At 40.2% G+C, this 22,641-nt stretch carries 23 protein-coding genes; 8 read left to right on the top strand and 15 right to left on the bottom strand.

The features are described from left to right. Positions 1-4: 4 nt before the first annotated feature. The 9 genes from F946_RS07645 to F946_RS07605 all read right to left on the bottom strand — a co-directional run bounded on the left by F946_RS07645 (position 5) and on the right by F946_RS07605 (position 8,215). Entirely contained in the window at positions 5-439 is a 435-nt protein-coding gene (locus tag F946_RS07645) for a hypothetical protein (protein WP_004980831.1), read from the bottom strand. Next, on the bottom strand, positions 436-1,794 hold the full coding sequence (locus F946_RS07640) for a phosphatase PAP2/dual specificity phosphatase family protein (RefSeq protein ID WP_004980829.1): 1,359 nt from the start codon (positions 1,792-1,794) through the stop codon (positions 436-438). The genes F946_RS07645 and F946_RS07640 overlap by 4 nt, the downstream gene beginning before the upstream one ends. Before the next feature lie 77 nt (positions 1,795-1,871). Next, on the bottom strand, positions 1,872-3,620 hold the full coding sequence (locus tag F946_RS07635) for a bifunctional alpha/beta hydrolase/class I SAM-dependent methyltransferase (RefSeq protein ID WP_004980828.1): 1,749 nt from the start codon (positions 3,618-3,620) through the stop codon (positions 1,872-1,874). A 24-nt stretch (positions 3,621-3,644) separates the two neighbouring features. Further along, positions 3,645-4,283 carry a CDP-alcohol phosphatidyltransferase family protein gene (locus F946_RS07630; protein ID WP_004980826.1) on the bottom strand — a complete coding sequence of 213 codons (639 nt, stop codon included), beginning with the start codon at positions 4,281-4,283 and terminating at the stop codon, positions 3,645-3,647. Between the two features lie 229 nt (positions 4,284-4,512). Then, complete coding sequence (locus F946_RS07625; protein ID WP_004694206.1) at positions 4,513-5,049, bottom strand: gamma carbonic anhydrase family protein; 537 nt, start codon at positions 5,047-5,049, stop codon at positions 4,513-4,515. Between the two features lie 92 nt (positions 5,050-5,141). Beyond that, positions 5,142-6,290, bottom strand: a complete 1,149-nt coding sequence (gene dacC, locus F946_RS07620; RefSeq protein WP_004694204.1) for a D-alanyl-D-alanine carboxypeptidase PBP5/6 — start codon at positions 6,288-6,290, stop codon at positions 5,142-5,144. Between the two features lie 117 nt (positions 6,291-6,407). Then, the gene (locus F946_RS07615; RefSeq protein WP_004694202.1) at positions 6,408-6,794 is read right to left on the bottom strand and encodes an MCR_0457 family protein; all 387 of its coding nucleotides are present in this window, start codon (positions 6,792-6,794) and stop codon (positions 6,408-6,410) included. 192 nt (positions 6,795-6,986) lie between these two features. Beyond that, entirely contained in the window at positions 6,987-7,361 is a 375-nt protein-coding gene (locus F946_RS07610; protein ID WP_035326613.1) for an MCR_0457 family protein, read from the bottom strand. Between the two features lie 332 nt (positions 7,362-7,693). After that, the gene (locus tag F946_RS07605) at positions 7,694-8,215 is read right to left on the bottom strand and encodes a MerR family transcriptional regulator (protein WP_004980823.1); all 522 of its coding nucleotides are present in this window, start codon (positions 8,213-8,215) and stop codon (positions 7,694-7,696) included. Positions 8,216-8,551: 336 nt separating this feature from the next. Here F946_RS07605 and F946_RS07600 point away from each other — a divergent pair, with 336 nt between their 5' ends. Continuing rightward, positions 8,552-9,316, top strand: a complete 765-nt coding sequence (locus F946_RS07600) for a COG4705 family protein (RefSeq protein ID WP_004980821.1) — start codon at positions 8,552-8,554, stop codon at positions 9,314-9,316. Between the two features lie 183 nt (positions 9,317-9,499). Here F946_RS07600 and F946_RS07595 read toward each other — a convergent pair whose 3' ends face one another. Together F946_RS07595 and F946_RS07590 are read right to left on the bottom strand one after the other, a co-directional pair. After that, positions 9,500-9,775: a putative quinol monooxygenase gene (locus F946_RS07595; RefSeq protein WP_004980819.1), complete on the bottom strand. Its 276-nt coding sequence runs from the start codon at positions 9,773-9,775 to the stop codon at positions 9,500-9,502. Then, positions 9,768-10,934 (bottom strand): catalase family protein, encoded by a 1,167-nt coding sequence (locus F946_RS07590; protein ID WP_004980817.1) that lies wholly within the window; start codon positions 10,932-10,934, stop codon positions 9,768-9,770. The genes F946_RS07595 and F946_RS07590 overlap by 8 nt, the downstream gene beginning before the upstream one ends. A gap of 246 nt (positions 10,935-11,180) precedes the next feature. Here F946_RS07590 and F946_RS07585 point away from each other — a divergent pair, with 246 nt between their 5' ends. From F946_RS07585 to F946_RS07570, 4 genes are all read left to right on the top strand, one after another. Next, positions 11,181-11,885: a DUF1003 domain-containing protein gene (locus tag F946_RS07585; RefSeq protein WP_004980815.1), complete on the top strand. Its 705-nt coding sequence runs from the start codon at positions 11,181-11,183 to the stop codon at positions 11,883-11,885. 480 nt (positions 11,886-12,365) lie between these two features. After that, the gene (surE, locus tag F946_RS07580) at positions 12,366-13,136 is read left to right on the top strand and encodes a 5'/3'-nucleotidase SurE (protein ID WP_004980812.1); all 771 of its coding nucleotides are present in this window, start codon (positions 12,366-12,368) and stop codon (positions 13,134-13,136) included. A gap of 153 nt (positions 13,137-13,289) precedes the next feature. Further along, positions 13,290-14,108, top strand: a complete 819-nt coding sequence (locus tag F946_RS07575; RefSeq protein WP_004980810.1) for a peptidoglycan DD-metalloendopeptidase family protein — start codon at positions 13,290-13,292, stop codon at positions 14,106-14,108. A 95-nt stretch (positions 14,109-14,203) separates the two neighbouring features. Continuing rightward, positions 14,204-15,133 carry a LysR family transcriptional regulator gene (locus tag F946_RS07570; RefSeq protein ID WP_004980807.1) on the top strand — a complete coding sequence of 310 codons (930 nt, stop codon included), beginning with the start codon at positions 14,204-14,206 and terminating at the stop codon, positions 15,131-15,133. Positions 15,134-15,344: 211 nt separating this feature from the next. Here F946_RS07570 and rsmI read toward each other — a convergent pair whose 3' ends face one another. After that, positions 15,345-16,190: a 16S rRNA (cytidine(1402)-2'-O)-methyltransferase gene (gene rsmI / locus F946_RS07565; protein ID WP_004980802.1), complete on the bottom strand. Its 846-nt coding sequence runs from the start codon at positions 16,188-16,190 to the stop codon at positions 15,345-15,347. A gap of 332 nt (positions 16,191-16,522) precedes the next feature. Here rsmI and F946_RS07560 point away from each other — a divergent pair, with 332 nt between their 5' ends. Genes F946_RS07560 through F946_RS07550 form a run of 3 tightly spaced genes read left to right on the top strand, consistent with a single transcriptional unit; the run spans position 16,523 to position 18,548 of the window. Next, positions 16,523-16,930, top strand: a complete 408-nt coding sequence (locus F946_RS07560; RefSeq protein ID WP_004980800.1) for a YraN family protein — start codon at positions 16,523-16,525, stop codon at positions 16,928-16,930. 60 nt (positions 16,931-16,990) lie between these two features. Then, positions 16,991-17,674 (top strand): BON domain-containing protein, encoded by a 684-nt coding sequence (locus tag F946_RS07555; RefSeq protein ID WP_004980798.1) that lies wholly within the window; start codon positions 16,991-16,993, stop codon positions 17,672-17,674. Continuing rightward, a complete protein-coding gene (locus F946_RS07550; protein WP_004980795.1) occupies positions 17,664-18,548 on the top strand; it encodes an alpha/beta hydrolase in 885 nt (294 codons plus the stop codon). The genes F946_RS07555 and F946_RS07550 overlap by 11 nt, the downstream gene beginning before the upstream one ends. A 42-nt stretch (positions 18,549-18,590) precedes the next feature. Here F946_RS07550 and nudC read toward each other — a convergent pair whose 3' ends face one another. From nudC to dnaQ, 3 genes are all read right to left on the bottom strand, one after another. Next, on the bottom strand, positions 18,591-19,367 hold the full coding sequence (gene nudC / locus F946_RS07545; RefSeq protein WP_004980792.1) for an NAD(+) diphosphatase: 777 nt from the start codon (positions 19,365-19,367) through the stop codon (positions 18,591-18,593). Next, on the bottom strand, positions 19,367-21,010 hold the full coding sequence (locus tag F946_RS07540; protein WP_004980790.1) for a hypothetical protein: 1,644 nt from the start codon (positions 21,008-21,010) through the stop codon (positions 19,367-19,369). Before F946_RS07540 ends, nudC begins: the two co-directional genes overlap by 1 nt. A gap of 126 nt (positions 21,011-21,136) precedes the next feature. Then, entirely contained in the window at positions 21,137-22,558 is a 1,422-nt protein-coding gene (dnaQ, locus tag F946_RS07535; protein ID WP_004980789.1) for a DNA polymerase III subunit epsilon, read from the bottom strand. Positions 22,559-22,641 lie beyond the last annotated feature (83 nt).

Raw genomic sequence — 22,641 nt, 5'->3', positions numbered from 1 at the left:
AGGTTTATTGTGCCAATAATTTATAAATTAGAATCACTAGAACTATATATTGTATAAACAAGACAGTTATTTGCAGTTTAAACAAACGGAAACAGCCTGCAAAGCGCAAAGACCAATCTCGACCCACTTTCGATTTTGGTATGAGCTTAAATTGCAGTAATGATTGATCAAACTGTTGCGTTAAGTCTTCGATGGCCACTGTATCAGATTGTTGTGCAATCACTTCAATGAGTTCAGCATCAAATTTCAACCTGAGTGCTAGGTAATGCTGTATTGCCATCAAGCCGAAACATAAAAAAATTAATATCCAAAACTCAAGAGATTGCCAGCTTTTAAGTAGTATAGCCAAAATGGTTAAGACAAACGCGACATAGCCTGAAAATAACAAACCATACGTTGCAGATAAAAGTTTTGCCGCCACATAAAAGTGCATTTTCATGGGGCTGATCCTTTGAGTTTTAACTGATAAGTATTGAGATTTTTGATTTGTACGTCGTTCAGTCTAACCCATGGTCTAGCGGATTGAACTATTTGAATGGCCTCATTTACCTGTGTTGCATGCTGCTGTTGCATAAGCCAAGCGCAGAGAATAGCACTACTTCTGGAATAACCCAGCGCACAGTAAATTAATACATGCTGTTGTGTGCTCTGGCTTGAAGCTGCTGCCATTAATTGGTTGAACACTTCAACTGCACGTTCAAGTTGGTCGGCCTGTAAAGGAATTAAGTCTAAACTTGAGTATTGAAAATATGAATTTTTTGAATTCACTGGCAACTCTGCAACACAATCAAAAACGGCCTGATATTTTTGTATTGTAGAACGTGTTGGGATGCGCCCTAAAAAAATGGTTGTGTTTTCAATTTTTAAAATTTGGGAGTCTTCGGGATGTTTCTTTGTCCAGATTCGACTGTTCAACCACGCAAAGATTAGGTAAGGGGTAAATAACATTGTAGCGGCAATGCTCAAACTTCCATCTGCTTGCTTTTGGAAGAAATGAGGGCGAACTAAATAGTAGCTTAAAGCAACGCCAAATAGACTGATTGCTGGATAAAGTAACCATAATCCCCAAGGTTGGAACAGATAGGCCAAGATTAGGAAAAGTAATGCGGCGCATAGGTAATAACTTCCTAACTTTAAATGCTTCGGCGTTAAAGTCTGCAAACCATCTTTTTTAAAGGGTGATTTTGCCGTAATTGGAAATAACCACAAACATAATGCACCTGCCAATAAACCTGTTGGAATATCGATAAAATGATGTTGCCATGTGGTGAGTACCGATATGCCAATTAAAAATGACCAAAGGTCGACAAAGTATCTCCACTGACCTGAGCTGTGTCTGCGGAAGAAGTCCCAAAGGATGACCAATAAAACGATATGGAGAGAAGGTGCTTGGTTAAAAGGTTTATCAAAACCCATCAAAACATCAAACCATAGGCCAAAAAAGCCATCTAAAGGTGGTCGTTCAAAACTAAATTTGAGTGGAAAAAGAAGAAAGCAACTGATCGAAATCAGCTGTGCGCTAAATAGCCGAAGTGCATGCTGTTTCAGCTCAAATTTATTCCAACATAACAGCAAAGATAGACCGTAAAAAAGATCAATGGACCAATATGGCACGATGCTCCATGACCAAAGCGGAATGTGTTTTTCCCAGTCATAGACAATACTCGGCACATTGGGCAGTTGTGATGCATAGTGATTTGCAAATCCATAAGTGAGAAAGAAAAACGGTGCAAGGAAAATCAAACACAGGATTCCCCATTTCCAAGTGCCTGTTTCTTTTTTCAGTATTTGCATAAAACGTCCACAGATTATTATTTTTAAGTTTTACATGGATGACATGATCCAAAGACTGATCATGTCATCCTGTGATTTTAAAGCTTTTGGGCAACGGACACGGTAAATATTCCAAACTCATCAATACATTGATCTACTTTTTTAAAGCCTGCTGCTTCTACAAGGGCATCCATTTCAGCCTGAGAACGTAAACGCATGACCCATGCATCACCTTCACGATGTGAGGTTAGGGCGCGTGCAATAAATTCTTGCTGAGGATGCCAAATTTGACCTGTGTAAATTAAATAACCATCTTTGAGGATGGCTTTGCTTAAACCTTCCAGTGATTGTCGCAGCAGGTCATTATCACTAAACAATTCATATAAGCCAGAAACCACAGCCAACGTCGGTTTCGGTTTAACAGATGCAAGGGATTGTGTATCAAATGCATCGGCTTGAACAAATTCAGCGACATCACTTAAGCCTCGTTCTGCAATCATTTGTTGCCCAGCTTGGACATTAATATCACTATAATCGCGCAATAAAATCGAGTCTGGGCGTTTCGGAAGTTGTGTAACTGCATCTAAAATATAACGACCGTGTCCTGAAGCAATATCCATAATTCTGAGTGGTTTACGCTTTTTGATGAGAATGTCAGCGTATTTCTGTACCAGATGTTCAATGTTTTGTTTACGGATACGAATACCACGCCAACCAATCGCATTGAGATATTGTCGGTCAATGATTTTACCAATCGGATTAGCACTTTCTGTTTGATTGCGATAAACGAAGTCTAAAGTGCTACCGGAGTCATACCCTGTATCTTCGCCAATTTTTAAGCCTTTAGATAAATGACTTCCTATTTTCAAATTCTTTTTAGTCAACTCCCAAAATGCATTCTTCATGGATTTCGCTGGGAGTGGCGCACTAAGATCCTCTGCAATGGCACAACTTGAACCAATTTTATCGGCATTTAAAAGATCAGGGGCTTGATATTCCAAAGCAAAACATTGCTGAATAAAACGACGGATTTTTTCAGTCGCTATATGACGGTCTTTTTCACCCAAAGTATCGTGAAAGAAGCCATCTAATATATGAAATTCTTTTTTGGGATGCGGTAGTTTTTGATAAAACTGTTGCTGCGGTTTTTGGAAGACCACAAAATCTGAGCCTGAACATAAAACTTGTGTTGGAACAAAGATATTTTGTGCATCCGCAACAATACGTTTTGAAGCATCATATAGCCCCAATAACATTCTGACTGAAATGGCTTTAGCAATTTTAGGGTCGGTATCATAGCTTTGAGCACGTTGTTTATCATGCGTGAGCATATTGGCTTTTACATAGCTTTGTATAAAGAAATTGCCACGCAACTTTGCCATCACCCTTAAGCTTGGTTCAGCAAAAGGCACATATAATTTAATATCAAAAGCAGGAGAGGCTAAGCAGAGCGCACGAATTCTAGGTGCATAATCATGCACCCAAGTTGCAGCTAAAACAGCACCAACACTTTGAGCGACTACGGCAATATTTTCCGCAGAAATGGCATATTGCTGTTCAATATGTTGTACGAAAACTTGAATGTCTTTGACACATGCAGAAAAGCTTGGCGCATCACCACGCTCACCAGGCGAATGACCATGGCCACGTGCATCCCATGCAAAGAAATCGAAATCTGGTAAATTAAGTTCGTTAACTAAATGCGCCATACGCCCCGAGTGTTCATGGCCACGGTGAAAGAGAATAATGGCTTTTTTTGTTGTAGATGGTGTAGCCGTTGCCCAGTGTTGGTAAAACAGTTCGGTCCCATCATGACTGGTAAAAGTGTGTTGACTATTGTTATACATCTATTTTTACTCTGAATAATAAAATTATGAAGAAGTTGTCTTTAAACTATTTTTAATTCGGTTAAATATGGTGAGCAGAAGCAGTAGAGCAATGAGAATAAGAATGCCATTACAAATTCTACCGAGAAGTTGTGGATTTGTACTGATGTATGGAAATATTACAATAATAACAGCAATTAAACTGAGCCAAAAAGCGCGATCACTTTTACCCATTGGGCCATCGTAACGCCGTTCTTGGCCAATAAGTGGCGCTATTACACCTGTATATTCGCTGAGCAGGGCAAGAAAAATGACAAGCAATAATAGTTTTGCATTAATAAAACCAAAGGCAATAAAACAAAGATAGAGTGCAGTATCGGAAATAATGTCACACAATTCATTATAAAAAGCGCCCAAGTTGGACTGCTGTCTAAACTCACGCGCTAACATGCCATCAATTGCATTGAAGGCCATACGAATGAGCATCCACAGTGGAAATAACAATAAAAGCCCAGAAATAGGATGAGTTAGATAATAGCAATATAAGAAATAGCCTAAGCAAGTCGAAATCAACATCGCCAATAAAGTGACTTGATTTGCTGTAATTCCAGATTTATATAACAGTTGTACAAAAGGTCGTAATAGATTTTGAAATGCTGGTTTTAATTGATAGATAGATGGCATCGTTTTAATAATTAATAATAGTTGTTGAAATTTTAGTCAGATTGCACAAGGTTTATCAAGTGCTATTAAGAGGCTAAAAATTAAATGATTTCCTTGTATGAGTTTTCGGTGTTTATATTCACAGCATCGTCAGGCAATATGATATGCGAACAAAAAAGCTCAAAGGCTTTGCAGCAGATTCTAAGAATATTATTGTATCTGCCAAATGCAGGGGAAATAGCCCCAATGATTATGACTCTAAATAATGCCCCGAAACTTTGACATAGTTTTGTGCTGAATATGGTAAAAATGCTAATTCTTTTTCTGTCAGAGGACGAACTTTTTTGGCAGGACTACCGACATATAAGTAGCCACTTTCCAGCACTTTCCCTGGTGGAACCAGTGTTCCTGCGCCAATCATAACGTCGTCAGGAATGATGACATCGTCCAAAACAATGCTATTGATACCAATTAAAACACGGTTGCCGATGGTACAGCCATGTAAGGTGACATGGTGACCAATGGTAACATCTTCACCAATGATTAACGGCGAGCCATTTGGTTTATCTGCTTTTTTATGACTAACATGCAGCATTGCATGGTCTTGTACATTCGAGTTTTTACCAATCCGAATATGATTTACATCACCACGAATCACAGCAAAAGGCCACACAGAAACATTTTCAGCCAAGATGACATCACCAATCACTACCGACATTTCATCGATATAGCAGTTGTTGCCAAGCTGTGGAGTGCTGTTCAAATAAGGGCGAATATTTTTAGCCATTTTGGTGTTCTGCCTTTGCGTAGGTGTCCATTATAAAATAAAAAAGCACCCAGACCGAGGTGTGGATGCTTTAACTTAAGTCTAAATGTTGCTTAGAATAAGTTTGAGAAGAATTGTTTGATGTGGTCAAGCATACGTGCAAAGAAACCTGCTTCTTCAACATCTTTCAGCGCCACAAGTGGTTTTTCAGCAATCACTTTACCATCAAGGCTTGCTACATATTTACCAACCACTTGTCCTTTTTTCAACGGTGCAGTCAGTTTCGGTTGAACCACGAGTTGTGTTTTGATTGCGTTGGCTTGACCTTTAGGCATAGTCACGTTAAAGGTTTCAGCTAAACCAATTTGTACGTCACTTTCTTTACCAAACCACACTTTTGATTTTGCTAAAACTTGGTTCGCAGCTTGAACATTTTTAGTTTCAAAGTTTGCATAACCCCACGCTAAAATTTCACGTGTTTGCGTTGCGCGTTCTTGCATGCTTGGCGCACCAAAAATCACAGAAATCAAACGCATTGGGCCACGTTTAGCCGAAGTTGTTAAGCAATAACCCGCTTCGTCAGTATGACCAGTTTTTAAACCATCGACACTTGGGTCAGTATAAAGCAGGGCATTACGGTTGCCTTGTTTGATACCGTTAAAAGTAAATTCTTTTTCAGAATAAATCGGATAATATTTTGAACTGTCGTGAATGATGTGCTGTGCAAGCGTTGCCATGTCTTTAGCAGTCGAGTAGTGACCTTCAGCAGGCATACCTGTTGAGTTCATGAAGCTTGTATTGGTCATGCCGATACGTTTTGCTTCAGTGTTCATCATATGAACAAAAGTACCTTCGTTCCCAGCAATGTGCTCAGCCATGGCCTTAGATGCATCATTCCCTGATTGAATGATAATGCCGCGTAACATCTCTAATGCAGTCGCAGTACCATTTAATGGCACATACATACATGATTCTGAACTACTACCACGACACCAAGCAGACTCGTTCATCCGAACTTTTTCATCTTCGGTTAGCTCGCCCGCCAACAACTTTTGCTCAATAATGAAACTCGTCATCATTTTTGTCATTGACGCTGGTGCTAATTTTTCATTTTCATTTTTAGATGCGAGGATTTGCCCAGTCTCATAATCCATCAGCACATATGATTTATTATTTAGTTCTGGTGGTGAGGATAAGACAGTTGCTGCAAATGAAATGCTTGGTACGAGTAATGCCGCAGCAAGGGCGCTTTTTTGAATCATTCTAAGGGGTTCCGATTTCTTTAGTATAAGCACGAGAGCTTTGCATTTTAGGACAAAGTTCTGCCGACTTCTACGGGAGAAATAGGCTTATTTCAAAGTTATTGTAACCAATTGGTATTATTTGCTGTAAGTGCTCAATTCTTTACAAATTTCTTGGTTTTTCGCTTTACCTGCTTTTTTCGCATCGGCTTGAGCTTCGGCTAAAATAGGCTTAAATTTTTTCTCTTTGCTGAGGCTTTTAAGGTATTCAGTCGGGTTTTTCTGTTGCGGTAGATATTCTTTGGCCAAAGTGTTGTAGCCATTTTCAAACTGACTCTGGTCTGAAACGAGACTTGGACAAACTTCTGATAGGACATAAATTGCAGCCAACTCTTGCTGCGTCACTTGTTGCAGTGGAGTCACTTCAATATTTTCGTCTTTATTGGCCGCATGAGCCGAACCGATAGCAATCAAAGAAGAACCACAAACTGCCAAAATCACTTTTTTCATTACATTTAAATTCATTATAAACCCTAAGTGCATACATGTTGTTGCCATAATAGGATGAGCTTAAACAAATTTTAAGTAAATGTAAGCGCAAAAATGTATAGAAGCTGTTGAAGTCGCTTCATCGTTTTTACATTTTTCAGTCCAATAAAAAAGGATGAATAACCCCATTATTCATCCTTTCTTTGCGATATAGATGTAGAACTTGAATTAACCTTCAAAGTTTACAACGTCATCACATACTGACTTTTGTTCTGCTTTGTCAGTACCATTTGCATCTGTACGAGCTTCTTTCAGAATCGACTGGTATTCGCTGTCTGACTGTAATTTTGCATAGGTCATCGACTTATCTGAGTAGTCTTGTAAATAGGTTTGAATTAAAGTTTGAATGTTGCTTTCAATTTTAGGGCCTTGACCCACCAAAGCAGGGCAAAATTCGGTCATGACTTGCGCTGCTGCAATATCTTCTTTCACGATGGTGTTGGCTTCTTCTGTGCTTAATCCCTCTAGTGCAAAAGCAGATTGAGAAATCATGATAGCCATGCCTAATCCGAAGAAATTACGTAATGTTAAGCTTTTAATCATTTTTAAAATCACATATTTATGGTGGATGCGGAGACTCAATATATATATTTTCAGTTAGAATTCAATGAAAAGTTCTGACCAGTCATTTTTTTAATAAAGATTTTTGTTTTGAACCTTTTAATCGCCAATGGTCATCACCTAAGAGATGTTTACTTTTTTTAATCTTTCGTTTGGGCGGTCTTTAGAATGATCTGCTTGTTGGGTACAAGGAGATAAGATTTAGAGATAAAAATGCTTATGAATGTAGGTAAACTGTGGTGAACCAAATAGCCCTTGGATGAGAACTATTGGGTTTGATTTTCAAATGTTCAAATATTGAGAGCTAAAAAGCACTATAAGCTTCGAATAGCCGTAATCTCATCTTGTGTAATGTTGAGTGACTCTAAGAATTTTTGATGCTCCTCAGGTTCCATCTCTTCAAATTTTTGATGCCACTTCATCATATCTTCTTTTGATAAACCTGCTGCGATCATAATCTCTACCCATTTGGCTTTATTCACGAACTTTTCCTTTAATAAAATGGACTTTTTCAATAACTCAATGATAGCTTTTTGATGAGCTCGTAAGTTATTGATCTCTTGTTCCAATGCCCGAAAATGATTTTCCAAGATCTGCCCTTGGGATATGCTAAGTGGTTCTAAAAGCAAACGAATATCTGAAATGGATAGTCCGTAAGAACGGTAAGAGATGATGCTTTTAAGACGCTCAATTTCACTTTCACCGTACCACCGGTATCCATTTTCAGCGATTAAGCTTGGTTTTAATAAACCCTGTTTCTCATAATAGAGAATAGTCGTTCTGGATAACCCGAGTTTTTTCGCTAAGCGAGATACAGTAAGCATAGTTTCCATCATTCGTTCATTGTTCCATTAAGCTAAACCCTTTACTTATAGACGGGTCAATCAGGTGAATTCAAAAATATCGCAAATAAATTGATGCGAATAGAACATTTGTTATGGCTTATTTTACAGCTGTCTTTACAGGTAGCGAGCGACAACATGAGCTTAGCTGTTTAACTCAGCTCAGCTTGGTTTTAAATCGATTTAGAAAGCGAATGAAAAGTCTATAGATGTTGTGGTGTTGAAAGCCATAAACAGCCTCTATGGGCGAGGTCTTTGAAATTTAAGATTGATTTCAGTTGTGAGCACTATTATTCAGCATAGACAAAGAATAAGGTTTGGGTGCGTATCATGACTGAAGAAAAAACATTGCATGAGGTGCTGAGCAAGGTGCCTGAAGTCACTTTGTTGTTTTGGATCATTAAAATTGCGGCAACAACACTGGGTGAAACAGCGGGGGATGCCTTATCCATGTCGCTTAATCTGGGATATATCGTAAGTACGGGCATCTTCGCCATTATTTTTGCAATATTCGTTGCAGCACAGATTAAGGCCAAAAAATATAATGCATTTTTTTATTGGTCTACAATTATTGCAACAACAACTCTAGGGACAACTATAGCGGACTATGTTGATCGTACCTTAGGACTGGGCTATTTAGGTGGCAGCTTAATCTTATTCGGCTTACTTATTTTATCTTTATTGGCGTGGTACTACAGCAGCGGGTCAATTGCGGTACAAAGTATTCAATCTTCCAAAAGTGAAGCGTTTTATTGGCTGACCATCATGTTTTCCCAAACATTGGGCACAGCGCTAGGGGATTGGACAGCAGATACACAAGGGCTGGGCTATACCAGTGCAGCACTTATCTTTGGCGGTTTACTTGTATTGCTGACGATGCTTTATATGTGGACCAAAATCTCTAGAACTTTCTTATTTTGGGCTGCATTTGTACTCACGCGACCATTAGGTGCCGTACTGGGGGATTTCCTAGATAAGCCCATTAGTCATGGAGGGTTGGATCTGAGTCGATTTGGTGCATCCTTTATTTTATGTGCTTTTATCGTCTTTTGTTTGGTGGCTTTTAAACCCAAAGCAGCAGCGATTGCTCACTAAAAAGCTCTTAGCTTTAACACCTGCTCAATGCATGATGATCCATACAAAAATCGCTATTCTTCATTGTGTTTTTTAGTACAGAACATTTTTAAATTTTATGATCTGAATAGAGGTAGCTTTCATTTGAGGGCTATTTCAAGTTCTAGTCTTAGAAGTGTCATTTTATAGCTAGAAACTTAAACCTTATTCACCCTCAGATATTTTGTACTGCCGTTTAATATTTTGCGTTTTCACTCCCCAAATGGATGAGGCTGTTCTACTTTGGTGATGCTTAAAACTTTTCATGCTATCAAACACTTCCTGCACCTCCCAGATAAAAGGGTCGTGGCTTTGCTTGACCTCAAAAGAAATGCAGCCTTCTTCTTGATGAGTTAATTCAATATGTTCTGGAAGGAGTTTCATCACCAGATGGACTTCTTCTTTAGACACACAGATTAATAGGCCATCGAGTTTAACCATAGGACTCCTTATTGATCTCCGACATTGTTAGCGTTTGTTTAGCCGAATTCATCTCATGTCTGACGCGACTAATCTGGTCATATATGACTTTGCGCATTCGGTTTATCGCACCCAGTGGCTTATGTTCAGCTAATGCATGCCATGGTGTAAAGGAAAGATTTTCACAAAACTTATTTTGCTCAGGGGTATCAAAAACTTGCTGAGGAATATGAATTGTGGCCACCTTATAGAAAGGAGCTTGGTCTTCTTTCCATTCCGTCATCGAGTCTTCAACAGACATTGAGCTGGATGTCCGAGGTTGTACTAAAAACTCCATGCAGGCATCACGATCTTGTAAAGTTGTTCGAAGCGCCTCTCTTAAAAAGTCCTTTTGAGGAGTAACTGGAATCGGGCTAACAACGCTTGAACATGCACGAGCAGAGTACTTTACCGCTTGACGATGATCGCCGACTCCTAACTGATAGGGCACCATAGACCAGTATCTGGTTTGCAGTGGATTTGAAATTTTATTTCTAGTGTTTAAGGCAATCCAAGTCCCTTTAACTCCTAATGCAAAAGGGACATGCAGTTTTTTTAGAACTCGATCGCTATTGATATCTTGCATAAATGACAGATAGCGAGCAGGGTCATTTACAAAGAATACAGGGTGATTGATCATGATGAAATCTTGCGTAGACGCAGGTTCACCTAAAAGGTTTTTCTCTGGCACGGCTAAAAGTTTGATCGCCATGCCGCGTGCATCTTTTTTTATATCCACCTGTTTTGCATTACTCGATCCATTCGAAAAACGAATCCACGCTTGATAAGTTTTTCCTGGAATAAAAACACCATAAGCCATGTTTTGAGGCAATGTCTCATTTATTTTAAATTCTGCGCGTACGCAACCATGTGCTTTAGGATGTGCATCACGTAGCGCGATATCTGTGGCATATTGTTTTCGGATTGTCATTTCAATGATGTTCGCGATTTCTTTAGCCGTGGTGGCCTCATTCGGATAAAGACTTTCACTTAGACCCAGATCTACATCTGGGTATATAAAATCTTTAGGAGAAGTCAACATTACAGGTGGTGTATTCGCTTCTACGTTACCGGTGATACCTGTGAGCAATATGGTATGAAAAAGTAGACCTAAACGCATAGGCCTTGCGGAGTTAGGCATTGATTGTCTCCTTGCTCTAAAGCTGGATTTTTTTAATTTTTAGCCTGATGATATGGACTTGTTTAGTCTTATTTAAGACACAGAATTATGATTATATCTGTGGCATTTTTTTATTCATGGCTACTGTCTAGAAAAAACTTAATGAGGAGCTAATCTTAGAGGTGCTGAAAATTTGACATTGGTTTAAAATTTGTTCGATGATGTTTATCTCCCCAAAACCAATAATGATTATAAAAGAGAACGAGCATGAGCGAAAAAAATCAAAGTCATGAATGTTTAGTCTGTGGGCAGAAATTCCTCATTAAAAATCTCATTCCTATGGGGGCAATACGAAAATCTATTACCGAAGAAATTTCACATGATTTTCCAGAATGGTTGCCTCAAAGTTATATATGCCAAGCAGACTTAACCAAATATCGAATTCAGTATGTTCATTCACTGTTAAAGTCTGAAAAGGGGGAAGTGACTGATCTTGAATATGAGGTGATTAAAAGTTTGCAACAACATGAAGTGATCACCAAAAATGTTGAAAATCAGTTGGATCAAAATTGGACTTTAGGGGAAAGGCTGGCAGATAAAATTGCGACCTTTGGCGGTAGTTGGGCTTTTCTCATGTGCTTTGCGACTTTCCTAGCTATTTGGATTATTGTTAATACAGTGGTCATGGTTACGCATCCTGCCGATCCTTATCCCTTTATTTTATTAAATTTAATTTTATCCTGTATTGCTGCGGTTCAAGCTCCCGTGATTATGATGAGCCAAAATAGACAGGAAGCCAAAGACAGATTGCGTTCACAAAACGATTATAAAATTAATTTAAAGGCAGAGTTAGAAATTCAACACTTAAATGAAAAACTAGATCATCTGTTGATGCATCAGTGGAATAGGTTAGCCCAAATACAAGAAATACAACTGGATTTGTTATCCGAAATGAGTAAAAAACGCGAATAACTTGGCTCAATATCCAAACACTTAAAAGCATGTTCTGTAATAGTGAGTGATAGCTAAACTCGCTTTCTTAGATTTTTTAACTCTTTGCTTTATAGTTATTTTTCTATGTAAGAGAAGAGTGCTTTTACAGAATCAAGAGATCTATATTTTATCTTTTTGAAGGCGTACTCTCCAGTAAACACTTTGAACGTATACTTAGCTTCTTTTATTTTTAGGCTCTCTCTTTTTTGTACTCTGCTCATGCAAGAGTGAAGTACTCACCCAGATCAATGATTTCATCTTTTCAGATTGCCTGATCTCAATGTATAGTCGTTCTGCATCGAGGACTCTATAGCTTTTCTTTTCGCTTTAAAGATTTAGTTTTTTTTAAAGCTACCCCCAAATCTACCTGTATGAATTGCAGATTAAAAAGACGAAGACGAGTGCAAAATAGATGTATAAGGCTTTTACCGACTCATATAGATTTAAGAAGATCCATCAGTGAATATTTTAATAGCTAATGACGATGGTGTTTTTGCACCAGGTATTCAAGCGCTCGCACATGCTTTACGTCCATTAGGTCGCGTGGTGATTGTAGCACCCGAAAGTGAACGCAGTGGTTTTTCCAGTGCTTTGACTTTAGATCGACCCTTACGCCCAATCGAAATTGCACCCGACATGTGGGCAGTCAATGGAACACCCGCCGACTGTGTCTATTTGTCCATGAATGGCTTATTTGACTTTGAGTTTGATCTGGTTGTTAGTGGCATCAATAGCGGGGCAAACTTGGGTGATGATGTACTCTACTCAGGTACAGTTGGAGCAGCATTTGAAGGGCGTCTAATGAAACAGCCAGCCATTGCGGTATCACTTGCGGGCCCTGAAGTGCGTTCGTACAACAGCCCAGAAGATTATCATCATGCCGCACAGTGGGTGCATGACTTTGTGAAACAAGGTTTGCCTGCATTGCCACCACGCCATATTTTAAATATTAATATTCCTGATGTAACTGAGTTACAGGGCGCTAAAATTACCTATCAAGGACGTCGTCTGCAGTCTAAGCCGATTAGCAGTCATGTTGACCCACGTGGTCGTCAAGTGTACTGGATTGGGCTTGCAGGTGAAGCTGTGGCAGAACCGAAAAGAGGCTATGATGAGGTAGAGTCAGACTTTTTCGCCGTGGCGAATGGTTTTGTGAGTATTACGCCTATTCAGATGGATGCAACCAACTATGAAGTTTTGCATGCATTACAAGGGCAAATAAGTGCTTAAAAGGCGCTACAGCTGAGCAATACAAGGAATGTATTCAGCTGTTTGTTATAACTTTGTGAAAATACGCGCAGAGATACTATTTTCACATACTTTTTTGCTAATCTTAGCGCAAATTAAACTGATTATTTTTTATATTTTTAGAGAGTAAGATAAATGTCTGTGTTGTCTCAAATTCGTTTCATTGCAATTCCTACAGCACTGCTGAAAACTGTCGTGTTATCCACTGCTGTAGTTTCAACTGTTATTTTGAGTGGTTGTGCTTCTAAACCACAGGTTAACAATGCAACACGTTTTGCGAAAGCACCAGACTATTATACAGTTCGTTCAGGCGACACGCTGAGCGGTATTGCAACTCGTTATGGGCTGAGTTATATCTCTGTTGCAGACATGAATGATATTGCTGCGCCGTATCGTATTTATGTGGGGCAGTCATTACGTTTAAAAGGTTCGGGTAGCCCACGTACAACCACGACGCAACCTATTACACAAACCGCTCCAATTCAACGTCAAAATGTTGGTCTCCCGAGTCAAAATACGACCACCACAACCACAACAACTCCTGCTAAAGTACCGACCGCACCTGTTGCGAGCTCTAAAAGTTCAACTTTACGCTGGGTAAAACCAAGTAATGGCGCTGTTTTGCAAGGTTATAATTTAGCAAATAATGTGAAAGGTATTCGCTATGCTGGTAACCAAGGTGATCCAATTTATGCAGCAGCAGATGGCCAAGTGGTGTATGCAGCAGACGGATTGAAAGAATATGGAAACTTAATTTTGGTTAAGCATATTGATGGTTATATCACAGCATATGCACACAACAGTGCAATGAATGTGAAGAGCGGTCAAAATGTGACGGCAGGGCAGAAAATTGCAGAAATGGGCTCCACAGGTGCAACGCGCACCATGTTAGAGTTCCAAGTACGCTTAGATGGCAAGCCAATCAATCCGACTATAGTTTTACCATTAAATTAAAAAATCTGGATGCAACGCAAAAAATTCACCGTATAATACAATGAGTTGTTTTTATCAAATAGATGAAAACTTCTCATGAATCCAGAGAGAATTTTATGTTAGATCAACTACGGGCAATGGGTGTTTTTGCTTGTGTTGTTGAAAAGAGTTCATTTAGTGGTGCCGCGCGTGAGTTAGGCATCACTACAAGTGCTGTGAGTCAGCAAATTCGTTCTTTAGAGCAAGAGATGGAAGTTGTTCTTTTACATCGCTCAACAAGAAAGTTGAATTTAACTGAAGCAGGCCAGGCTTTTTTCCACAGCTGTCAAGAAATGCTCGCCGCTGCTGAACGTGGCAAAATACGTATCAATGAATTGCGCGATGATCTCGTGGGTGAGCTGCGAATAGCCACTACGCCAGAGTTAGGTGCCAATCATGTGATTCCTGCTTTGTCGCATTGGATGTCTGCACATCGCGGATTATCTATTCATATTGAAGCAGATAATCATTATGTGGATTTGATGAATGGGCGAATTGATATTGCCTTAAGAATGAGTCCAACGGTTGACGATCAAAGCGTACATGTCGTGCCATTGGCGCGCGTGGAACAGATTTTGGTTGCTTCACCGAGCTATTTGAATCAGTCTGCACCAATTTCACGACCTGAAGATTTGAAAAATCATGATCTTATTCCGATCACGATTATGAAAAATAATCATGATTTTGATTTTAAAAATGTGGTGACAGGTGACGCGGTTAAACTTGAGATGAAATCAAGAATAGCCAGTAATAATATTTTAGTGACAAAGACTTTATGCCAACATGGGCATGGTGTTGCACGTATTTTATATTTGGATGTGCAAAAAGAATTGGTTAACGGTTCTTTAGTGGAAGTTCTTCCAGAGTGGAAGCTCCCTAACTTTACGCTATATGCCATCATTTCAAAGCATGAACAACAGCCGATGAAGATCCATCGTTGTTTGGATGCATTGAAACAATACTTTTGCCAACTACCCGGCGGTCGTATTTACCAAGACGCGAGCTAATTCGATAGAGATTGTAACTGACGATCAGTCAACCCATACACATGCTTATAAATTTTAAATGACATAACTACATAATTTGAGTTAAGCGGTTCGCATGGAACCGCTTAACATGGAGAGCAGCAGAGAAAGGCCAAAGCACTTGCGTCTGTTGCTCTTTATTTTTTCCTTCAAAAAAAGCAATACTTTTATTTCAAGCTCAAGCTATCGAAGCTTATTCAGCCTGATCTTGTGTTAATTCTAAAGCACGTTGGTAAGCAATTTTCTTTTTGATGCCGGTCAAATCAGCCGCTAACTGTGATGCAGCTTTCACTGACAAATCTTGTAAGAGACGCGTTAAAAGCTGGTCGAGTTTTTCTTGTGCCATATCTTTTTCAGTGGTCGCGCCACCAACAACCAATACAATCTCACCTTTTTGTTGATGATGGTCGTTTGCAATAAACTCAACCAACTCACCTAATGTCATCTTCTTGATGGTTTCAAAGGTTTTGGTAATTTCACGGGCAAAACCGACAGGGCGGTCAGCACCAAAGACTTTAGCCATGTCACTGACACTGTCTAAAATACGATGTGGTGCCTCATAAAAAATCAGGGTTTGCGTTTCGTCTTTGAGTTTTTCCAAACTCGCCATTCGTTGGGTTTGTTTAGAAGACAAAAAACCTTCAAAGCTGAAACGGTCACTCGGTAAGCCCACTGAGCTTAAAGCGGCAATGGCAGCACAAGCGCCAGGAACAGGGATTACGCGGATATTATGCTCTTGTGCCGCACGAACCAATTTAAACCCCGGATCACTGATAAGAGGCGTTCCTGCATCACTGATAAGTGCCATATCTTCACCTTTCAACAAACGCTGAATAAGGATGTCAATTTTGTTGCTTTCGTTATGATCGTGGCATGCGGTGAGCGGTGTTTGAATATTAAAGTGTTTCAGTAATTGTGCTGAAGTTCGTGTATCCTCAGCAGCAATGATTTTGACTGATTTTAGTACATCAATTGCGCGGTAAGTCATGTCATCTAAGTGCCCAATAGGGGTTGCGACTACAAATAACTGGGCACTCATGGGTTTTCTCCGCGCTGCAAAATAATAAAATGATAGGTTGGCTTGAGTGCTTTGATGCATTCAACCGATACCGCGATAAGCATTCTACCTGAATTGTCCGTCGTGGCGTGAGCTAGAATGTTGTCGGCGATGCATTTGCAGGAGTCAGTGAGACATTCGGCTGAAATCTAAACGTCAAGAAGGCTTTAAAACACGGAATGAAGCGAAATGATTGGCTTGAGAGATTCGCAGCAGTGGTTTTAAACATCAAGAAGTCATATTTTTGATCGATATTGAGTTTTTCGAAATGCGCTCATTAAAAAAATAAAAAACGAAGTAGGGAAGATAAAGAGATGAAACTGGGACAATGGGCAGAGCAACAAGCTTTGACTGTGCTAGAAGAACAGGGGTATGTTCATGTACGGTCCAATTATCACTCGCGCTTTGGCGAAATTGATCTGATTGTACAAAAAGGGCAGGAATTGGTTTTTGTTGAGGTCAAAGCACGCTCAAAAACGCATTTTGCGCAGGCTATTGAAACAATTTCCTATTCAAAACAACGCAAAATAGCAAAAACGGCCATGTTATTTTTACAAGATCATCCACATTTCCAGCAATATTATTGCCGCTTTGATGTGATTTGTTTTGATTTTTTTAAAGAAATTGCAAAAACCATACAGCAAGATTTTTCAAAATTCACTTATGATCAGCAATGGATAGAAAATGCTTTTACTTTTGATCAAGACTTTATTAATCTTTGAACAAAATCAAAGCTGAAATGCTGAATTAAAATAGTTTGAAAAGTTGAGGAGTCTTGCTGAGTGTTCAATCGTATTGCAATGACCGTATTATGCGTCGCAAGTTTATCTGGATGTGCAAGTTTCATTTCGGGTGGGACAGGAACAGCCGCTGTAGGAACAGAAAGCGGTGTACGTTCATTAGGGCAGGTCTTTATTGACTCTTCAATTGAGCGTACTGCAAAAATTAACTTATATAAATTGGACAGTCGTTTTAAACAGTCACGTGTCAATATCGAAAGTTTTCATGGCAATGTCTTATTAACAGGACAAGTACCTGATCAACACTTACGTCAGTTGGCTGAAGACAATGTACGTGCGATGTCGGATGTCAAAACCGTGCATAACTACATTACAGTTGGAAACCAAATTAGTTATAGCACCATCATGCAAGACACCTCAGTTACAGCAAATACACGTGGCTTGATCATGAAAGCTGCTGTTGTTTCAGATGCGAAAGTGCGTATTCACACCGAAGATGGCGTGTTATATGTGATGGGACGTTTAAATGGTGCTGAAATTACCGATTTAAACCAAGTGTTACAGCAAGTGGGGAATGTGACTAAAATTATCACACTGGTGGATAATATAGAGCAACAGACGCAAACGACCAGTGCATTTGCATCACCAATGATTAATTCAACACCGACAGAGCAAACGCCTGTTGCGATAGACCCAGACCAAGTTGAGCCAAATAATGTTCAATAAGATTCAGCCTTTTGTTCAAAGACTGAATCGTTCGGTAGAGTATGCAAGATTACTCTATCGTGACTTTCGTATTTATGATGTCGGTAGTTATGCCTTAAACCGTTTAACACCGCGTAAGGGTTATTCGGTCCAAGAAAATGTGGCCTATGGGTTACGTGCGCGACATCGTTTAGATTTGTTTCGTACACAAACACCGCGTGAACACCGTCCTCTGATTGTATTTGTGCATGGCGGTGCATGGATGCATGGCGATAAAAAAGATTATCGTTTTATTGGAGAAGCCTTTGCCAAAGAGGGCTTTGATGTGGCGGTGATTAACTATCACTTGGCGCCTGAGCATATTTTTCCTGCCTCTATTGATGATCTCAGCTTGGCTTTAAATTATCTCAATGTACATCAACTTAAATATCAAATTTCGACTGAAAAAGTGGTGTTGATGGGGCATTCTGCGGGCGCGTTTAATGTGATGTCTGCGCTCTATCATCCGAAGCCATATGAAATACAATGCCGCAGTCAAATTACCGCCATTATTGGTTTGGCAGGCCCTTATCATTTTGACTATAAAGGTGATCCGATCTGTGCGGATGCTTTTGATCAGAACAGACCTTATCAAGAAGTGATGCCATATTATTTCGTTGAGTCGAATACGGTTAAACATTATCTATTGGTTGCGGAGAATGATGATGTCGTCGGGTTGAGTAATGCCGTTGATTTGGATCGTAGGTTGAAAGAAAAAGGCAACTACAGTCAACTTTGGACAGTGCCGCGTATCGGTCATATTTCAATGATTGGTTCGGTATCGAGTTTGTTTAGTCGTTACTTCACGACCAAGCAAAAAATTATGCAGGCGCTCGAGGATGCGCTTAAGCACTAATTAGGTTTTAAAGTGTATTTGTTGTAGAGATGGTGAGTGAGCTTAGAGCCACTCACGTGTATCATCTGCGAGCGTTGTGCCTTCTGTCGCATGCATGATCATGGCATGTGCAATGCTGCCTTTGAACGGAATTTCAGGCAATTGATCAAACTTAAAGAATTGAGCATCGCTGATTTCTTCTTCTTGTAAGCAAAGCTCACCCGATGCGTATTCTGCTTTAAATGCAATCATTAAGTTACTTGGAAAAGGCCAAGGCTGACTCGCCAAGTATTGAACATTTTTGACTTGAATGCCGACTTCTTCCAAGGTTTCGCGGCGTACCGCTTCTTCTAAAGTTTCACCGACTTCAACAAAGCCTGCAATCAAACCATACATATTGCTACGGGTATTACGCGCATTTTTTGCCAAGAGAATTTCATCTTCACCTCGTGTAATGACGGTGATAACACAGGGTTGTACTCGTGGATACTGATGATAACCGCAGGCAGGGCAGATCATGGCATATTCGCTGGCATGTGCTTCTGTGGCGTGGCCGCAATGACTACAAAATTTATGATTGCGACGCCATTCTAGCAGTTGAATAGCTCGGCTGGCCTGTTCGAATTGTTTGGTGCTCCAGAGTGGAAGCAACTGGCGAATTGGGATGAGTTCTAAGCCATCAGGGATTGGTTCATTGTCTAGCAGGTCTCGGGCAATCACTTGATCACCCGAGTGAAAACTTAAATCACTTGCTAGCTTTTCTACACGAGGCAATTGAAAGTTATGGTCCACCAACAATTGCTGTTGGTGGAAAATATAAGCAAGTGAAAGTTCTGACATTAGGCAACAGTCTTTAGTTTTTGACTACTGTCCAATGCTACATCAAACATACTGTGTAATACAGGCTGTTTGTTTTTTAAGTTATCAATCAGCATATCTGCACTTGCGAGAGCATCAAGTACATGATTCACCTGAGCAGCAGTGAGCGCAGTTTCAGCCGTGATTTGTTGTTGCACAAAATCTGCTGAAATATTCAGAGCAGTTTGACCATTTTCAGCGCCTAAGAACAGCATTGCGCCCGCAACTTCACGTAGTTGCACAGGGGTGTTCTCAAGTGCAGCTAAATCTTGTTCTTGCTGATATTGCGCCAACGCTTGACTACTTAAGTCAATAGAAGTTTTAGCCTCAGTCAATAAAGCAGCATGGGCTTCATCTAAACGGTCTAGTGAAATATTCATGTTGTTCACACGAAGCTGTAGGCGGCTTGAAGTATGGTGACGTTCTAGCACGCCAATGGAGTTCATTGCCGACAAGATCACGTTCATCAACTGCTGCGCAAAACCTTCATCTTTCAGCATATCTGCTTGACTAAGTGATGCTGCTTGACGGTTTAAGTCATTATGCGCCTCATTTAAGTTCAATACTTTGAAGATGTTCGCCAAATCGACCAGTTTTGCTTGGAGCTCTAGGGTCTTCTCAGGCGTCATGTTTTGATAGTTGTACTCAATATCATTGCGGATTTGCGACATTTCGGTGGTTACCAAATCACTAATGGTATGCATCGTGTCGAAATCTGGGCCATACAGATGACGACTGAAAACTTGCAGCTGCGTATCTGTGAGTAGGTCGTCGCCAATATTGAGTTTGCCACGGATGTGTTGAGAAACTTCGTCTTCTTGGCTGATACATAGGCTGAGAATGTTGGCAAGATCTGTGAGGCTAGCTTTGAAACGTTCAGGCGCAGTAAAGAACTGTGCAATGTTACGTTCGATGCTAATCAGAGTGCGTAAACGTGGTTCATTAATGAGCAATTGTTCAATTTGATTGAGTGCAACATAGACCAAGTTCCAATATTGTTTACTCGGCGTTTGTTCTGCTAGACCCGCTAAATAAGTGCCCACCAATTTCATTGCTTGTAAATCAAGTTCGCTTTCTTCTTGTTTCAGCATTTGGCTTAAAGACAGCTTGTACAAGCGGTGAACATATTGTGATTTTTCAAGGCTTGGTGCTTGAGGGAGGCTGAAATCTGGGGTAATACAGTCCAGTAAGGACTCGATGTGTTGACCTTCTTGCGTTAGAGATTTTGCTAGTGCAATTTCAAGACGGTTTAAGGTGTCGAGTAAAAACTGTGGAATTTTCACTTCTCTTAAACAAATGAATTCAATATAGCGCTTCAGCATGGTCGTACCTTCGCTGAGTGCAATCACATCTTGCGTATTAATCTGTGCAGGATTCCTCATGATCTTGCGCATAAGCTCTGCGGAATATTCAGCAATTTTTGCCAAGCTCGACATATCAATTAATGCAAGCACTTGAGCACATTGCTCAAATTGGTTTAATGCGTCGTCAATTCCAAAAGGTAAAGTCTGATCTTCTGCTAAGGTGCTCACAGCTGATTCAACCAGCTTAATGGAGTTATCCACTTCATTTTTTATTATCAGCAGCGCCGTTGGATCAAAATGAATAGAGGTTTGGTAAGACATTGATCTGCACCTATCCTAGTGTTTTATCGTGTTTATATGCGGCCTAAAGAAGGCATAGCAACTTGTTCATCACTATAGCCTAACTGAAAAATCTTGTAATACAAAAGTTAACAAAAACTTTAGAATTTATTTGGAAAAAAGGCAGGGTGTGCCATGTTTTTCTTGGTATTGTTTGACCCAAGTCTCATGTGCTTCAAGTTCTTCGGCTGAAGGGTGAATTACCGCCAGTTCAATATCCAGTGTTTGACGCTGACTTTGCCCATTTTGTTGTTCACTATGTGACAGGGCATCCATATCAAAGGAAACCTGACCACCTGTCATAGCCAAGTAAACGTCGGCTAGAATTTCAGCATCCAGTAAGGCCCCGTGGAAGGTACGGTCACGCTGTGGAATTTCGTAACGGCGAACTAAGGCATCAAGTGAGTTTTTTTGTCCCGGATGCTTAGATTTTGCCATCGCGAGGGTATCTGTCACCGCACAAACTTCAGAAAGCGCAACAAATCCTGCACGCTTGAACTCCATGTCTAAGAAGTTCATATCGAAGCTTGCATTATGCGCAATGATTTCCGCACCTTTGAGATAGGCAAATAATGTGTCAGCAATCTCTTGATATAGCGGTTTATCTTTTAAAAAGTCATCAGAGATACCGTGGACATTTTCAGAGTCGCCCACAGGTTTTTTCGGGTTGATGTAGATATGAATAGAGCTGCCTGTGAGCTTCCTGTTCACCATTTCAATCGCACCAACTTCAATAATGCGATCGCCATCTTGATAATAGAAACCCGTGGTCTCTGTATCGAGGATGAGCTGTCGAGGTCCAAAGACCTCAACCTTACGTGGAGTAATCACAATTTGCGGATGTTGTTTGAGTTGTGTTAAATCGGCACTTGCCGCAACTTCAGGCGTTTGTTCAGTAGAAGCAACCGTTGTGCCAAGTTCTGGTTCAGCCATTAAACTTGGCTCTTGTTCTGCAACGTGTATTTCACTTTCGGCTAAATCTTCGCTGTTATCAACTTCTTCGTCATCGAAACCCAAACCAAAAGGGTCGTTTAACAACCAGTCTGGTTCAACTTTTTTTTTATCTATGGATGGTTCTGTTGTCGTTGTTTTAGACTGACGAAGTTGAGCCTGTGTTTGATCGGCACCGAGGTTTGCCAATTGATCTGCCATTTCATTACCTTCGTGACCTGCATGGCCTTTGACCCAGTGCCAGTCGATATCACGGCCTTGGCAGGCTGCATCGAGTTTTTTCCATAAATCTGGGTTTTTAACGTCTTTCCAATTTTTCTTTTTCCAACCCGTAATCCACTCGGTAATGCCACGTTTGACATAGGTTGAATCTGTCCAGACGACCAACTTCGCATCGGTTGGGCAAAAAAGAATGCCTTCAATGGCCGCGGTGAGTTCCATACGGTTATTGGTGGTGTTGTCTTCACCGCCACACAGTTTATGTTCTTCAGTTTCTGTAATAATGTACGCGCCCCATCCCCCAAGACCAGGGTTTCCACGACAAGCACCATCGACATACAGGGTAATTGTTTGTGACATACACAACTTCCGTAAACTGAAAATTAAAACTAAGCGGGCACCATTGTATAACGCAAATGCACTAGAGAAGTGTATAAGATGCA

It is taken from the genome of Acinetobacter johnsonii ANC 3681 (genome assembly GCF_000368805.1).
In the GTDB taxonomy this organism is placed as follows: domain Bacteria; phylum Pseudomonadota; class Gammaproteobacteria; order Pseudomonadales; family Moraxellaceae; genus Acinetobacter; species Acinetobacter johnsonii.
Note: the sequence above shows the minus strand (reverse complement) of the source record. Positions and strands in the feature narration are given on the sequence as shown.

What these genes read in the sequence shown, in the direction of transcription:
- rsmI (WP_004980802.1), bottom strand. Translation starts at nt 16,190, where the DNA reads ATGAGTGCCCAGTTATTTGTAGTCGCAACCCCTATTGGGCACTTAGAT.
- F946_RS07590 (WP_004980817.1), bottom strand. Translation starts at nt 10,934, where the DNA reads ATGCCTAACTCCGCAAGGCCTATGCGTTTAGGTCTACTTTTTCATACC.
- F946_RS07635 (WP_004980828.1), bottom strand. Translation starts at nt 3,620, where the DNA reads ATGTATAACAATAGTCAACACACTTTTACCAGTCATGATGGGACCGAA.
- F946_RS07600 (WP_004980821.1), top strand. Translation starts at nt 8,552, where the DNA reads ATGACTGAAGAAAAAACATTGCATGAGGTGCTGAGCAAGGTGCCTGAA.
- F946_RS07595 (WP_004980819.1), bottom strand. Translation starts at nt 9,775, where the DNA reads ATGGTTAAACTCGATGGCCTATTAATCTGTGTGTCTAAAGAAGAAGTC.
- F946_RS07615 (WP_004694202.1), bottom strand. Translation starts at nt 6,794, where the DNA reads ATGAATTTAAATGTAATGAAAAAAGTGATTTTGGCAGTTTGTGGTTCT.
- F946_RS07540 (WP_004980790.1), bottom strand. Translation starts at nt 21,010, where the DNA reads ATGTCTTACCAAACCTCTATTCATTTTGATCCAACGGCGCTGCTGATA.
- F946_RS07575 (WP_004980810.1), top strand. Translation starts at nt 13,290, where the DNA reads ATGTCTGTGTTGTCTCAAATTCGTTTCATTGCAATTCCTACAGCACTG.
- F946_RS07645 (WP_004980831.1), bottom strand. Translation starts at nt 439, where the DNA reads ATGAAAATGCACTTTTATGTGGCGGCAAAACTTTTATCTGCAACGTAT.
- dacC (WP_004694204.1), bottom strand. Translation starts at nt 6,290, where the DNA reads ATGATTCAAAAAAGCGCCCTTGCTGCGGCATTACTCGTACCAAGCATT.
- F946_RS07625 (WP_004694206.1), bottom strand. Translation starts at nt 5,049, where the DNA reads ATGGCTAAAAATATTCGCCCTTATTTGAACAGCACTCCACAGCTTGGC.
- F946_RS07605 (WP_004980823.1), bottom strand. Translation starts at nt 8,215, where the DNA reads ATGATGGAAACTATGCTTACTGTATCTCGCTTAGCGAAAAAACTCGGG.
- F946_RS07630 (WP_004980826.1), bottom strand. Translation starts at nt 4,283, where the DNA reads ATGCCATCTATCTATCAATTAAAACCAGCATTTCAAAATCTATTACGA.
- F946_RS07560 (WP_004980800.1), top strand. Translation starts at nt 16,523, where the DNA reads ATGAAACTGGGACAATGGGCAGAGCAACAAGCTTTGACTGTGCTAGAA.
- F946_RS07640 (WP_004980829.1), bottom strand. Translation starts at nt 1,794, where the DNA reads ATGCAAATACTGAAAAAAGAAACAGGCACTTGGAAATGGGGAATCCTG.
- F946_RS07610 (WP_035326613.1), bottom strand. Translation starts at nt 7,361, where the DNA reads ATGATTAAAAGCTTAACATTACGTAATTTCTTCGGATTAGGCATGGCT.
- dnaQ (WP_004980789.1), bottom strand. Translation starts at nt 22,558, where the DNA reads ATGTCACAAACAATTACCCTGTATGTCGATGGTGCTTGTCGTGGAAAC.
- F946_RS07570 (WP_004980807.1), top strand. Translation starts at nt 14,204, where the DNA reads ATGTTAGATCAACTACGGGCAATGGGTGTTTTTGCTTGTGTTGTTGAA.
- nudC (WP_004980792.1), bottom strand. Translation starts at nt 19,367, where the DNA reads ATGTCAGAACTTTCACTTGCTTATATTTTCCACCAACAGCAATTGTTG.
- F946_RS07585 (WP_004980815.1), top strand. Translation starts at nt 11,181, where the DNA reads ATGAGCGAAAAAAATCAAAGTCATGAATGTTTAGTCTGTGGGCAGAAA.
- F946_RS07550 (WP_004980795.1), top strand. Translation starts at nt 17,664, where the DNA reads ATGTTCAATAAGATTCAGCCTTTTGTTCAAAGACTGAATCGTTCGGTA.